Raw genomic sequence first — 13,048 nt, 5'->3', positions numbered from 1 at the left:
ACAGCAGAGTCCAACTGGCCGAATGCCTTTTTAAAATTACTGAAACGCTGTACCCAGCGGACATCTTGCTCTGTCACCTTTGATTCTCCCTCATCTCGCGTATCCGTCAGAATAGCATGGGGTCAGACCCCAACCTGGACTACCAGAACCAGCGCAGGGGTGCTGGGGCTTTTACGGTGTTTGGCGCTTGCCGCACCACCTGGGCGATCTCGGGGGAGCCGTGCTCTTCGGCACATTGGTACAAAGAGCGAATATGCTCCGGGCTACGCTTGTCTTCCGGGTCTCGGTGGTTGTCGATGCAATACTCGAAGTATCTCTGCATCTGCGCCTGTCGCTGTTCGTCGTCGCCAGACCAGGCTTGCAGGTTTTCGAGGCGGGCGACATCCACGGCGATACCGTAGCGGTGCAATTGCACCATCAGCACCATGGCCAGGATGAAGGCCAGGAATACTCCGAGGGAAAGGGTTCCGATCACGTATTTACGAATCATTGATTTGCCTTGAAGGGGGATGCAACGTTGGTGATGGTGCCCCGGTTCAGCTCATAAACCGCCATATTTACCGCAGAAGCCAGATTCAGGGATTCGATCTTTGCGGCGCCGGGAATGGTGAAGCGCTGGGCAGCTAGCTCGTTCAAAGCTTCCTGCGGCACACCGCGGGCTTCGTTGCCGAACAGGTAGCAGTCGTGTTCTGCAAAAGCCGGGTTGGCGATGGCTTCACCGCCAATATCCAGGCAGGCAATGCGAGGATAACGGCGGGCGAGAGTGTCCAGTGACACCTCGGTTTCAATGGGCACGTGAAAAATCGCCCCCATGCTGGCGCGGACCACTTTCGGGTTGAACGGGTCTACGCTGCCGGGGCTGAGCAGGCAGCGCATGCCGCCGAACCAGGCCAGAGTGCGCAAGATGGTGCCCAGATTGCCGGGGTCCTGGACTTCGTGCAGGTAAACGGCCTTTTCACCGGGCATGGGGCTTGCCGCTGACGCCGGTGGAATTGGCACCACGGCCAGAATACCCTGAGGGGCTTTGGTGTCGGCCAACTGGGCCATTTGCCGGTCGCTGATCAGGTGCTTCGGCCAGGGGCTGTTCCAGTGTTCGTAGGCGCTGGTGACATAGAGCTGCGCTTGTCCCCAGGTGGAAGGGGTCTGCTCACGTGCTTTATCCAATTCCAGTACCAGATGCTCCCCCTCCACCAGAAAATGCCCGAAGGCCTGGCGGTATTTTTTCTGGTGCAGCTTCTTGATGTCGTCCAGCTTCACGATGGATTGCTCCCAGCGGTGTCCAGCTCAGCCATCATGGCTTTGGCAACTGCTTCGGCCACTTTGATGCCATCCACCCCGGCAGATAAGATACCGCCGGCATAGCCTGCGCCTTCTCCGGCCGGGTACAGGCCGCAGGTGTTCAGGCTTTGCAGGGTGTCCCGGTCGCGGGTGATGCGCACGGGGGAGGAGGTGCGGGTTTCAATGCCGGTCAACACCGCATCGGCCCGATCGAAACCGCGTATCTGCCGGCCGAAGGCGGGCAACGCTTCGCGGATGGCGTCGATGACGTAGGGGGGCAGGGAAGGGGCCAGGTCGCCCAATCTAATACCGGGTTTGTAAGACGGAACCACCTCGCCGAGTTTTTCAGACGGCTTACCCGCGATGAAATCTCCCACCAATTGCCCCGGTGCGCAGTAATCGCTGCCTCCCAGTTTGTAGGCATTGGCTTCCAGTTGTTCCTGCAGTTCGACGCCGGCCAGCGGGCCGCCTGGGAAGTCTTTGTTCGGGTCAATATTCACGACAATACCGGAGTTGGCGTTGCGTTCGTTGCGGGAATACTGGCTCATGCCGTTAGTAACCACTCGCCCCGGTTCCGAGGTGGCCGCCACCACGGTGCCGCCCGGGCACATGCAGAAACTGTACACCGCGCGACCGTTGCTGGCGTGGTACACCAGCTTGTAATCCGCTGCGCCCAGTGCCGGGTGGCCAGCGTATTTGCCCAGCCGCGCGTGGTCGATCAGACTTTGCGGGTGCTCAATCCGAAACCCGATGGCGAAAGGCTTGGCTTCCAGAAACACCCCGCGCCGGTGCAGCATGCGGAAGGTCTCCCGGGCGCTGTGGCCCAGAGCCATCACCACATGCCGGCTCACCAGTTGCTCGCCACTGGCCAGTTCCACCCCTTTTACCTGGCCACTGTCCAACAGCAGGTCGGTGACTTTCTGTTCGAAGCGAATCTCGCCACCCAGGCGAATGATCTCCTCGCGCATTTTTGACACCACGCCAGTCAGCCGGAAGGTGCCGATATGGGGCTTGCTCACGTACAGAATTTCTTCCGGCGCGCCTGCTTTCACGAACTCCGCCATCACCTTGCGGCCGTAGAACTTGGGATCTTTGATCTGGCTATACAGCTTGCCATCAGAAAATAGCCCGGCACCACCCTCGCCAAACTGCACGTTGGATTCAGGTGAAAGCTGCTTCTTGCGCCACAAGGCCCAGGTGTCTTTGGTGCGCCGGCGCACATCCTTGCCCCGTTCCAACACAATCGGCCTGAACCCCATCTGCGCCAGCAACAAAGCCGCAAACAAACCGCAGGGGCCAAGGCCGACCACAACCGGCCGCTGTTCCAAACCAGCAGGCGCCTGCGCTACCGGGTAATAGGCGGTATCTGGCGCCGGGCGAACGTGGTTGTCGTCGGCAAAACGGGCAAGCACGGCAGCCTCGTCTTGCACTTCCAGATCAATGATGTAAACAAACTTGATCTCCGTGTTCTTCTTGCGCGCATCGTAGCTGCGCTTGAACACGGTGAAATCCAGTAGCTCATCGTCCTTCAGTTTCAGGCGCTGCAGCAGGGCGGCTTTCAGGGCAGCCTCGGGGTGGTCAAGGGGTAAAGCCAGTTCGGTAACGCGAATCATGGTGTGTCCAGGCCGCCCGGCGACTGCCCGGCGGATTAGGGTTGGAATGAAAGTCAGAATGGCCGCCATTGTACTTTGGAGACGGGTGCTTGTCAGGCGCCGGTGCTTTTGCGGCTGTGCTGGTGGCAGCGTACAATGCTGTTTTCCCGCAATAACGCAGATAGCAAACCATGGCCCGTTCCAAAAGCAGTAACCGCTGGCTCGAAGAGCACGTTAACGACCCCTTTGTGAAACAAGCGCAACAGGACGGTTACCGTTCCCGTGCCAGTTACAAACTGCTTGAAATCAACGAGAAAGACCGCCTCATACAGCCCACCAATCTGGTGGTGGATCTGGGCTCCGCGCCCGGCGGCTGGTCTCAGGTTGCCGCCAAACTGGTTGGTCACAAAGGCCGGGTTGTGGCCTCTGACATCTTGTCTATGGACGCCATCGCTGGCGTCGAATTCATCCAGGGTGACTTCACCGAGCAGGAAGTATTTGACCAGATCATGGCGATTCTGGATGGTGCCCGGGCCGATGTGGTCATCTCAGACATGGCCCCCAACATCAGCGGCGTCAACGCCGCCGACCAGGCCGCCTCCATGTACCTGGTGGAACTCGCCCTGGACATGGCCTGCCAGATCCTCAAACCCAAAGGCAGCTTCGTCGCCAAAGTCTTCCACGGCGAAGGCTACGACGACTACGTCAAAGCCATGCGGGAGGTCTTTGCCAAAGTCGTTGTCAGAAAACCCGACTCCTCACGAGCCCGCTCGCGTGAGGTTTATTTGGTTGGTAAGGGTTTTAAGGGTCTGTCCCCGAACGGGGACTGACCCACCTTTGCCCGTCTGTTGCACTCAGCCTGAGCCCATGGGTTCCAAAATGGGACAGACCCCAAACGCCGAATAAATTGATCTTTCGCAAGATCACACCGCAGCCCCATCGTTATCCTGTGCCCATTCACACTTGTCTGGGCACTACGAATGCAAAATCGCTCAATACAACTCCTGGTCTTTATCGCATTACTGGCACTCACACCCTGGGCCGGCGCCACCTCCGTCTACAGTGCCTTGGCCCAACTGGAAGACATTGTCGCCGACGATGAGCGCCGGCAAGCCAGCTACGATGCAGGCGAAGAACGCATCCGCTTCTGCGGCTATTGCCATGGCCGCGACGGCAACAGTAAACGCGACTACATTCCCAACCTGGCAGCCCAGCACCCTTTGTACCTGTTCGAGCAGTTCGAGAAATTCGGCAGCGGTGCCCGTGAGGATTACGTGATGTCTCAGCTGGCGAAAACGCTCACCGTAGAGGAGCGCATTAATATCGCCGTGTATTACAGCGAACAGAAAGCTCAGCCCCGCCCCGGCGCTGATCCCAGGCTTGCCGGAAAGGGAGGGCAGTTCTACGATCAGCGCTGTGCCGCCTGCCACGGCCAAACCGCCGAAGGCTTCCGCGACATGCCCCGCCTGGCCGGCCAGCCTGCGGAATACGTCACGCTGGCGCTGAAACGCTTCCAGGGCATGGACCCAACAAAGCACAGGTCCCCTATGATTGGTATTTCCGCTGTGTTATCCGAAACAGATATCCAGGCCCTTGCTGCCTATCTGCAAGGCCTTTGAAGGGTCTGTCCCCGCATGGGGACTGACCCACTTTTACCGCGGCCCATCTCCCAGGGGTCTGTCCCCGAACGGGGACTGACCCATTTTGGAACCCATGGGCTCTGGCTTAGTGCAACAGACGGGCAAAAGTGGGTCAGTCCCCATGCGGGGACAGACCCTTTAGTATTTTTGCGCTAAGCTGGAATTATTATCCACCCGACAAAGAGTTACATGCCTATGAAACTTCGCTTCCTCGGCGGCACAGGCACCGTCACCGGCTCTCGCTATCTGCTCTCTGATGAAAACCACCGCCTGCTGGTGGATTGCGGCATGTATCAGGGGGTAAAAACCTTGCGGCGGCGCAACTGGGCGACGTTTCCGGTGGATCCCTCAACCATCGATGCCGTGGTGCTCACCCACGCCCACATTGACCACTCCGGCTACCTGCCAGCACTGGTAAAAAACGGTTTCAAGGGCAAGATCTACTGCACCAAGGCAACTCACGAGTTGTGCAAAGTGCTGCTGCCAGATGCCGGCTTCCTGCAGGAGGAAGATGCCAAGTACGCGTTCCGGAAGAAATTCTCCAAGCACGAAAAGCCCGAGCCGCTGTTCACCGAAAAAGACGCCCGGGAAGCTCTCAAACACTTCGAGTCGCTGCACTACCACGAGAAGTTCGAACCCGTGAAAGGCTTTGAAGTGAGTTTCACTCCGGCGGGGCACATCCTGGGCTCATCCTGCGTGCACGTTCACCACAAAGGTGCCGCCCGCACGGTGGTGTTCAGCGGTGATGTGGGTCGCCAGGATGATCTCATTATGCGACCACCCGAGCCGTTGCAACATGCGGATGTCCTGGTGTGCGAATCCACCTACGGCGACCGAACTCACGGGGAATCAGACCCGGAAGGCGACCTGGCCGACATCATCACCAAAACCGCTGGCCGGGGAGGTATCGTATTAATGCCCGCGTTCGCGGTGGGCCGCGCCCAGATGCTCCTGTACGTAATTCACAAACTCATGGGGCAGGGCAAGATCCCGAAACTGCCGGTGTACCTGAACAGCCCGATGGCGATAAAAGCCACAGAAATATTCTGCCAGCACCACAAAGAACATAAACTCAACCGCGCCCAGTGCGAGCTGATGGATGAGAAAACCGAATTTGTCCGCACGGTTGAGGAATCCATCGAGCTGGACGCCGTACGCTACCCCTGCGTGATCGTGTCTGCCAGTGGCATGGCCTCCGGTGGCCGCGTGCTGCACCACCTGAAAACCCTGTTGCCCAATCCCCGCAACAGCGTGGTATTCGCCGGCTTCCAGGCGCCGGGCACCCGCGGCGATGCACTCGTAAGCGGTGCCGAATCCGTCAAAATCCACGGCGAATACTGGCCAGTGAAAGCTGAAATCCACAACCTCGATTCCATGAGCGCCCACGGCGACTACAACGAAATCCTGGCCTGGCTGGAGCAGGGCACCCTGAAGCCGGAAAAAGTCTACGTCACTCACGGCGAACCCGTCGCCAGCGACACCATGCGCAAACGCATCACCGAGAAGTTCGGCTGGCCCGCCGAAGTGCCCGAACTCTTCGAAGAAGTCGAAATATAAAATTGTAAAATTGGGGTCAGACCCCCGGACATTTCACCTCACCAAATGTCCTGGGGTCTGACCCCAAATTAGAACTCTCCGAATGTCGCCTTGATCCGCTCCCGAAATTCTTCAGAACCGAGCGGCTTGCCGGAGATCGCCGCATAGTGAATCTGCTCATCCATTCCGTCAGGGCTGGGACTGGCGACGAACGAGCGGTAGCTGGTGAAGCGCCGCTCGGCATCGGGTTGGAAGTTCAGGTAGCAGTCGTGCGGCGTATGCATGCCCGAGCGCATCCCGTAGGCATGGCAGTTATAGCTTGACCATTGATAGTCGCCGGCATACTCCACCATGCCCGCCTTCACCGGGTTCAGTTCGATATACCGCTGGCATTGCAGAAAGTACTGGTCGGTATCAACGAGGCAAGACTTGAACCGCCCCTCCCACAAGGTTCCGGTGCGGTCGTACTTGTGGTTGTAATACTGGGCATAGCGCTGACCAACCGCCTTCATAAGGCTCGAAAGAGCGCCCTCGGCGTTGGGCGTCACTAACAGATGGGTATGGTTGCTCATCAGCACCCAGGCGTGAATATCCACCTGAAATTCGCGTTGATAGCGGGAAAGATAGGTCGCGTAAGTGGCGCGATCGGCCAGATCCTGAAAACATTCCTGCCGGTTATTCCCCCGCTGAATAACATGCTGGGGCATCCCGGCCGGACAAATCCGTGGTCGGCGGGGCATCTCACAGTCCTTGTGAATTGATTTGTAACTGCAACAATCTGCCGCAACACGCCCAAAAATTCAAGTTGGGGTCAGACCCCAAGACATTTCGCCCCACCAAATGTCCGGGGGTCTGACCCCAAAATTTGCTATTATTGCGGTAGATACGGCCAGCAGGATGCAAACATGTATTACAGCTCGATTCTTCCGGAAGTGATCAGAATTGCTGATGAAGCCAGCGAGAAGGTACTGCATATCTACCAGTCTGACTTCAAGGTGAGTTACAAGGAAGATCAATCACCCATCACCGCGGCCGACACGGCCAGCCACGACATTATCGTGAAGGGGCTGCGCAACCTCACACGGGATATACCGGTCCTGTCGGAAGAAGGCGCAGAGATTCCCTGGGAAGAGCGCAAGCACTGGCGCCGTTTCTGGTTGATTGACCCCATCGACGGCACCAAAGATTTCACCCAGCGCACCGGTGAGTTCACCGTCAACATCGCCATGATCGAAGACGGCGAACCGGTGATGGGCGTGGTCACAGCGCCGGCACTGAAAGAAGCCTTCTGGGGCATCAAAGGTGAAGGTGCCAGCATGCGTGATCGCACTGGCCGCATACACCGCATTCGCGTAGTGGAACCCCGGGAAACCTTGCGGGTGGTGGCTAGTAAAAACCACCTGAATGAGGAAACCCGCACCTTTATCGATAGCCTTGGTGACCACGAAACCGTGCAGGCGGGCAGTTCCCTGAAGTTCTGCCGCATAGCGGAGGGCCATGCCGACATCTATCCCCGCATGGGGCCCACCAGCGAGTGGGACACCGCCGCCGCCCACGCCATTCTCCTGGCCGCTGGCGGCAACGTGCAAACGCCCCAGGGCGAACCACTGAAATACGGCAAGGAAGATGTGCTGAATCCGAATTTCATTGCGGCGGGTAGCTGGTATTTTTGAAGTTGGGGTCAGACCCCAAGACATTTCACCTGATCAAATTTTCTGGGGTCTGACCCCAAAGATGGATTTTTAATGACTTGGTATGCTTTACAACACAAGCCAGCGCAGGGGGATCGGGCGCTGCAGCATTTGCAGAATCAGGAGGTGGCCTGTTTCTACCCAAAGATTGAGGTGGAGAAGATTCGGGCCGGTAAGCGGACCAGGAAGCTGGAGCCGTTGTTCCCCGGTTATCTGTTTGTGAATCTGGAGCAGACCGATCCCATGTGGTCGAAGCTTCGCTCCACGCGGGGTGTTGCTCGTATTGTGGGGTTTGCCAACAAGCCGGCCGCCATCGCCGATGAGGTGATTGAGCACATCAAAGTCAGCCTGGATAAAGTTGCGGAGCAGGGCGGTATCAAGCCGGGCCAGCCGGTTGAGCTGGACGAAGGGCCGTTTAAGGGTATCAGTGCTATCTTTCAGGCCTACGATGGTGAGGAGCGGGCGATTGTGTTGATTACATTCATGCAGAAAGTGCAGTCAGTCAGAGTGTCGCTCTCATCTTTAAAAAGCTAACACTTTTGATTCTGAAATCGGCGTTGGATGAGTAACGGTTAGCGTTTGTCGCCGGGTTGGAATCTTTCGAGAGGTTTGCTCTTAAGCCGTAAATTAGTTGCGTTCGACTTGTGCTTGTTGTTGGTTAATATGTAGTATGATCCACTACATGTTGGACTAAAAATGCGCAGGTGAGAGTTGTGTTCAAGACAGAGGTGCCTTCGGCAAGCGAGCTCTTTAGTCTCCCTATCGACCAATTGCGGGAGAGGCTATCCAAGCTTCACGCGCCGGTGTGCAGCCAGGATATGAAACAGTTTGAATTCCAGTTCCAAAAAGCTTACCGGCGGGCGTGCTATACCGGGGAGTACGCGCGTGTGGACTTTTTCCTGTCGGGACTGCCTGAACATTTTTTATCTATCAGTGCAGCGTTGCTGATCGACTTGAATGCGTTGTCATGGGCTGTCTATGGTAGACAAGGCGAAATCGTTCGACTGATCTGTTCTAAACAGAGTGATGCTGATTTTGTAGGCTTTGATTATGATTTGGCTTTGGCTCTATTGGCCTTAATAGATGAAAATCGTCCAGACGCATTACAAACGGCTTGTCTGTCCGAGATTAACGCAGATGACATATATTCATCGTCTCTTTCCATGATTTGTGAGGCGGGTAGGGGCCAGAACTCGACAGAGCTCATCCGTCTATTGGAAGCGCGTATGGGGTCCGCAATTGATCGACAGATCGCGTATCAAATGCTGACTCAACAATAAGGCGAAAGTGTGCATTCGACAGAGAATTTGGAGTCGGCCGTGGGAAATACTATTAACGATAAAATCCGACAGCATATGAAGGTTCGGGATGGAAAAGATCTTAATGCGGCAATTGAATCGGTTAAGGAGCGAATCTTAAGTTCCAGAGTTAGTGCAGATGATCTTGAAGTTGATACTCCTCAGTTAGATGATGTTCAATTAAACCTTGCTGCCGATTCCATTTCTAAAGGTTTGCTGAGTGGTTCTCGCGTTTTGCTTTTGGGGCGAGCTAACCCAGATCACATCTTGTCAATATCGACGTTTATTAGGTCCTTGAACCTGCTTCTGAAAGCATTGCGACGCACGCGAGATGTGGTTCAAACAACCCGAGGTAGTTTTAATGAGAAACTAGAAGAATTTGAAGCGCGTTATTTCTGTTCGAAGTTTACCTCTGAGCGGCTAGAGAGGGAGTCCGAGCTTGAAGATGTGCTTGCTAGTTATGAGCCTAATATAATTATAGTGTTAGATCCCACCAAAGGTATTTTGGCCAGGATCCGAGAGGGCTCACCAGCCTCATTAATTATTGCATTGGCAACCAATAATTGTCTAAGCCACATTTCAGATTGCGATATTGCCATTATGCCCAGAAGCGGAGTTGGGGAAATGGCTGCTCCGAAAAATTGCACTCTTTGCGCCATTGCTTATCAGCTGAGCTTAAGGTGTCGCGATACTCTTATCGGCTTAATATCTGCGCATGCACGTGTTCAAGCTTTAACTGCACAGATAAAAACTGCGGGCCTTGAAGCGAGTGATACGCTGGTGGCTCTCTCCTATCTGTGCGACGACATGCCAATGAAGCCACATGTTCGCGATATCGTAGGATCTGGTGTGGACAGAATCAACAGAGGTTGGACACAACAATCACGAACGTCCCATTCTCGAGGGACCCTGCTTTACGGCCTACGCGCTTTACTCATTGAGGTAGAGGCCGCATACCCGTTTACGGCACAGCAAGTACAAATGCGACTGATCCCTTTATTTAGTAGTGTTTGTTATTCAGGATACCCGGAGACCTTGATTGATTGCCTCTTATGTGACGAATTGAAGGTTTCAAAAGAGAAAGCGTCCAAGGCATCGATTCTTAAAGCAAAAACCTACTTCCCATCATTAAAACAGCTAGCTGGCCTTATCGGTGCTGAGCCGCAAGGTGTGCCGGCTGAGAAAGTACAGGTTTCGAATCCGGTTGAATATGAGGAAAGTAATTTCGAGAACGACTCACGGTTGCTGCCCATATTTGCGGAGCGACGCTATGCAGATTCAGGAAAAACCCAACTGGTAAGAGCAGCTATGCCAAACGGGCTGCTGAGGTGTTTTCTTCGTTCCGACTTTATCAATGTTAATGACGCGCTTCGCTTTATTAGCTTCGATATGGACAATTCGTTTTACCCATTTCAGTTTTGGGCCGACGCGTTCTCTGGGGACATTGCGATCGAGAGAGAGGCGTTTACGGAGTTTAAGTTTCGTCTCGACTCATATCTTGCGAGAATGGTAGAAGTCTCCAATCACTCAAGCCCCAATATTGTTGATGGTCCTTTGTCTGTAAACCAGAGAACTTCTGCTCTTGCTCAGTGGTTGGAGCGTCAGCCATGGGGGCGGACTTGTCCAGAACCTGTCTTTGAACAATGTTTTGTCGTTCGCAACAGCACAGTTCTAATGGAAACGCATCAGAGTTTATTGGTAGACGACTGCAGCGCGAATGAGCAAGGCTTTACCGGGGAAGGATTCGTCCTTATCTGGAAGAATAGTGCGGTGTCAATGTCTGAGAGGCTAAGTTCCGGACAAAAAGTGGTAGTGCGGTATCGCCTGAAATTAAAACGTGATGCTTCAAGCACTAATGTTTTTGGAGAGGTAGTAAACGTTGCTTGTGGCCAGACCGGAGAATTACTTTGATAGGCCAGGTCATGGTCGGGGTGGGTATGGTATGCCTTATATTGGTGCTCGCATTTTTTTATTTCTATACGTACTTAAAGAAGAAGAGCCGAAGACAAGATCAGGCAATTTCTGAATTATCTAAAAGGCTAGGGGGTGCCAATGAGAACGCCAGATACTATGAAAATCAGCTGCGGCGATGCATTGCCTGGCTCCCGGTTCCTGTAGTTGCCTTTGATTTATGTCAGCGCGAGGTGATTGAGGAGTCAGACGAATTAATACGAAAATTGGGTGAATTTGATGCCCGTGCTGTCGCGCCTGAAGAGTCATTTGTTTTTTATTTTCATAACCCTGAAACGTATCCCGGTTTCTTGCCTGAATTACGTAAGGCACTGAATTCAAGGACACTTCGGGCTGGGTCGCTTGTTGATTCTATCTCAATTGAAACGGTTGCTACTGCTAATCTTCAGCGCTTAGAGCTTAGCTTGGATATTGAGGTTAAGGATAACATCGCATTTGTGGCTTTCAACTTCTCAGAGAGAGAGGCTCAACGAGAAAAGCGGGCACACTTTGACAACAGGATAATTCGGTCGATTCTTAACGAAACCGACATTCAAAGTGCTCTAAGCAGATCCGTAGCGCTGCTTCACTGCGAACTGGGGCGGGGGCTGGCTTGTAGTGTTTCCCTGCTTGATGCACCGACCAAAACGCTACATCTCATTTGGCAAAAAGGCATGGACGATACGGTCGAGAGTTTTATTAGATCTCTTCCTGTGATTTTTGGCGACACTCCTCCTGCAACCGCAGCTTTTCTGGAAAAACAAATTGTTGTGCGTTCTGCTCAGAATGAATGGGTCAGCAGTGTAGGTTCGTTGATTCCTGAGCAGATCGTCGCGTGGCACTCTTACCCGATTAAGTCTATCGGTGGAGAAATACTCGGCACACTCGATGTAATGTCACTGCAAGAGGCTCTGGAGTTGCCAGTCGACGATGGTGTGGCAAACTTTTTGTTTGTAGCGTCAGTTCTTTTGGAGCGAAAAAGCGCTATGTCGACGATAATACGACAAACCCGAGTCGATCAGTTGACAAAAGAAGTCAGTCAGCGGTTGCTGGCTCCCAAAAATGACTCACAGTTATGTGTCTTGCGCCAATGCTTAACCCTTTTGCAAGGAGGGTCGGATTTATCGGTTGGCAAGTTGGGTATTCTATATGTGCTCGGTGATGGGGCAATAGAGTGCATGGGTGATTTTTTTGATTTAGACAGTGCTGCGAGCTCTCCACAGGGCGAGCCGCATGACAGAATGGGCAAGCTGCTTCAAGATGGAAGCTTATTTCTGCGCGAGGAAGCGGTGGGGTTGCCCGATGTGAAAATTTTAGAGAATAGTGACTATTGGGCTAAAAGGATAATTGATGTTCTACCTGTTTGTACTGAAATGCGACAAGCCTCGATGATAATCTGCCCGATTCTCTCGGATAACACGTTAAGAGGTTTGTTCATCTTTGGGGCATGTTCGGAATTCACTCAGTCCCAAATCGCCTTGCTGTCAATGGTAACGCCGAGCATTACTAATTACCTGATTCGGGAACACCTACTCTCTGAGTTGCAGAGTAGGGCGAACCATGACCAGCTTACCGGGCTATTGAATCGTGGGTGCATTGAAGATAAGTTGAAGTCGGAAGTTGAGCGCTCTAGACGATATACCAATGATCTTTCAATCGTTCTTTTTGATATTGATCATTTTAAGTCCATCAACGACTCTTTTGGTCATGATGTTGGGGATGAAGTACTGAAACGAGTTGCTCGTCGAGTTAAGGCGTCCCTCAGAAGCGTGGATCTGCTTGGCCGATGGGGTGGGGAGGAATTCCTGATAATTTTGGCGGAAACCGATGTTGATAGCGCCAAATATGTAGCAGAGAATATCCGTCGACTAATCGAGGCGGATGTCTATGGGGCTTCTCGCCCGGTCACAGTGAGTGCTGGGATTGCGTGCTTCAGGGAGGGCGATGATGTGCTGTCGCTCGTAAAAAGAGCTGACCTGGCACTTTACGAAGCGAAAGAGCAGGGTCGAAATCAAGTGCGCATAGCTGGTTGAGCTCTTTAAAGTCATTGCGATTATGGCGTT

12 protein-coding genes are annotated in these 13,048 nt (G+C 53.8%); 8 read left to right on the top strand and 4 right to left on the bottom strand.

The features are described from left to right. Positions 1-139: 139 nt before the first annotated feature. The 3 genes from QUE75_RS13380 to QUE75_RS13370 are packed head-to-tail and all read right to left on the bottom strand — an operon-like array spanning position 140 to position 2,891. Positions 140-490, bottom strand: a complete 351-nt coding sequence (locus QUE75_RS13380; RefSeq protein WP_286250876.1) for a hypothetical protein — start codon at positions 488-490, stop codon at positions 140-142. Further along, positions 487-1,257 (bottom strand): TrmH family RNA methyltransferase, encoded by a 771-nt coding sequence (locus tag QUE75_RS13375; RefSeq protein ID WP_286250874.1) that lies wholly within the window; start codon positions 1,255-1,257, stop codon positions 487-489. Before QUE75_RS13375 ends, QUE75_RS13380 begins: the two co-directional genes overlap by 4 nt. Beyond that, positions 1,254-2,891 carry an NAD(P)/FAD-dependent oxidoreductase gene (locus tag QUE75_RS13370; protein ID WP_286250872.1) on the bottom strand — a complete coding sequence of 546 codons (1,638 nt, stop codon included), beginning with the start codon at positions 2,889-2,891 and terminating at the stop codon, positions 1,254-1,256. Before QUE75_RS13370 ends, QUE75_RS13375 begins: the two co-directional genes overlap by 4 nt. A 170-nt stretch (positions 2,892-3,061) precedes the next feature. On the opposite strand from QUE75_RS13370, the gene rlmE reads away from it, so the two are divergent. The 3 genes from rlmE (at position 3,062) to QUE75_RS13355 (ending at position 6,067) form a co-directional block, all read left to right on the top strand. Next, positions 3,062-3,700 carry a 23S rRNA (uridine(2552)-2'-O)-methyltransferase RlmE gene (gene rlmE, locus QUE75_RS13365; protein ID WP_286250870.1) on the top strand — a complete coding sequence of 213 codons (639 nt, stop codon included), beginning with the start codon at positions 3,062-3,064 and terminating at the stop codon, positions 3,698-3,700. A gap of 150 nt (positions 3,701-3,850) precedes the next feature. After that, positions 3,851-4,489: a c-type cytochrome gene (locus QUE75_RS13360; protein ID WP_286250868.1), complete on the top strand. Its 639-nt coding sequence runs from the start codon at positions 3,851-3,853 to the stop codon at positions 4,487-4,489. Positions 4,490-4,705: 216 nt separating this feature from the next. Then, positions 4,706-6,067, top strand: coding sequence for an MBL fold metallo-hydrolase RNA specificity domain-containing protein (locus tag QUE75_RS13355; RefSeq protein ID WP_286255697.1), 1,362 nt, complete (start codon positions 4,706-4,708; stop codon positions 6,065-6,067). A gap of 68 nt (positions 6,068-6,135) precedes the next feature. Here QUE75_RS13355 and QUE75_RS13350 read toward each other — a convergent pair whose 3' ends face one another. Continuing rightward, the gene (locus QUE75_RS13350) at positions 6,136-6,786 is read right to left on the bottom strand and encodes a transposase (RefSeq protein ID WP_244178270.1); all 651 of its coding nucleotides are present in this window, start codon (positions 6,784-6,786) and stop codon (positions 6,136-6,138) included. Between the two features lie 165 nt (positions 6,787-6,951). On the opposite strand from QUE75_RS13350, the gene cysQ reads away from it, so the two are divergent. The 5 genes from cysQ to QUE75_RS13325 all read left to right on the top strand — a co-directional run bounded on the left by cysQ (position 6,952) and on the right by QUE75_RS13325 (position 13,018). Next, a complete protein-coding gene (gene cysQ / locus QUE75_RS13345; protein ID WP_286250865.1) occupies positions 6,952-7,719 on the top strand; it encodes a 3'(2'),5'-bisphosphate nucleotidase CysQ in 768 nt (255 codons plus the stop codon). Positions 7,720-7,791: 72 nt separating this feature from the next. Then, the gene (gene rfaH, locus QUE75_RS13340) at positions 7,792-8,271 is read left to right on the top strand and encodes a transcription/translation regulatory transformer protein RfaH (RefSeq protein ID WP_286250863.1); all 480 of its coding nucleotides are present in this window, start codon (positions 7,792-7,794) and stop codon (positions 8,269-8,271) included. Between the two features lie 179 nt (positions 8,272-8,450). After that, positions 8,451-9,017, top strand: a complete 567-nt coding sequence (locus QUE75_RS13335) for a hypothetical protein (protein ID WP_286250861.1) — start codon at positions 8,451-8,453, stop codon at positions 9,015-9,017. 39 nt (positions 9,018-9,056) lie between these two features. Continuing rightward, positions 9,057-10,946: a single-stranded-DNA-specific exonuclease RecJ-like protein gene (locus QUE75_RS13330; protein WP_286250858.1), complete on the top strand. Its 1,890-nt coding sequence runs from the start codon at positions 9,057-9,059 to the stop codon at positions 10,944-10,946. Continuing rightward, positions 10,943-13,018, top strand: a complete 2,076-nt coding sequence (locus tag QUE75_RS13325) for a GGDEF domain-containing protein (RefSeq protein ID WP_286250857.1) — start codon at positions 10,943-10,945, stop codon at positions 13,016-13,018. Before QUE75_RS13330 ends, QUE75_RS13325 begins: the two co-directional genes overlap by 4 nt. The last annotated feature ends 30 nt before the right edge of the window (positions 13,019-13,048 follow it).

Origin of the sequence: Marinobacter shengliensis, assembly GCF_030297115.1 — a bacterium.
In the GTDB taxonomy this organism is placed as follows: Bacteria; Pseudomonadota; Gammaproteobacteria; order Pseudomonadales; family Oleiphilaceae; genus Marinobacter; species Marinobacter shengliensis.
The sequence above is the reverse complement of the archived record's forward strand: the minus strand, read 5'-3'. Positions and strand labels throughout refer to the sequence as shown.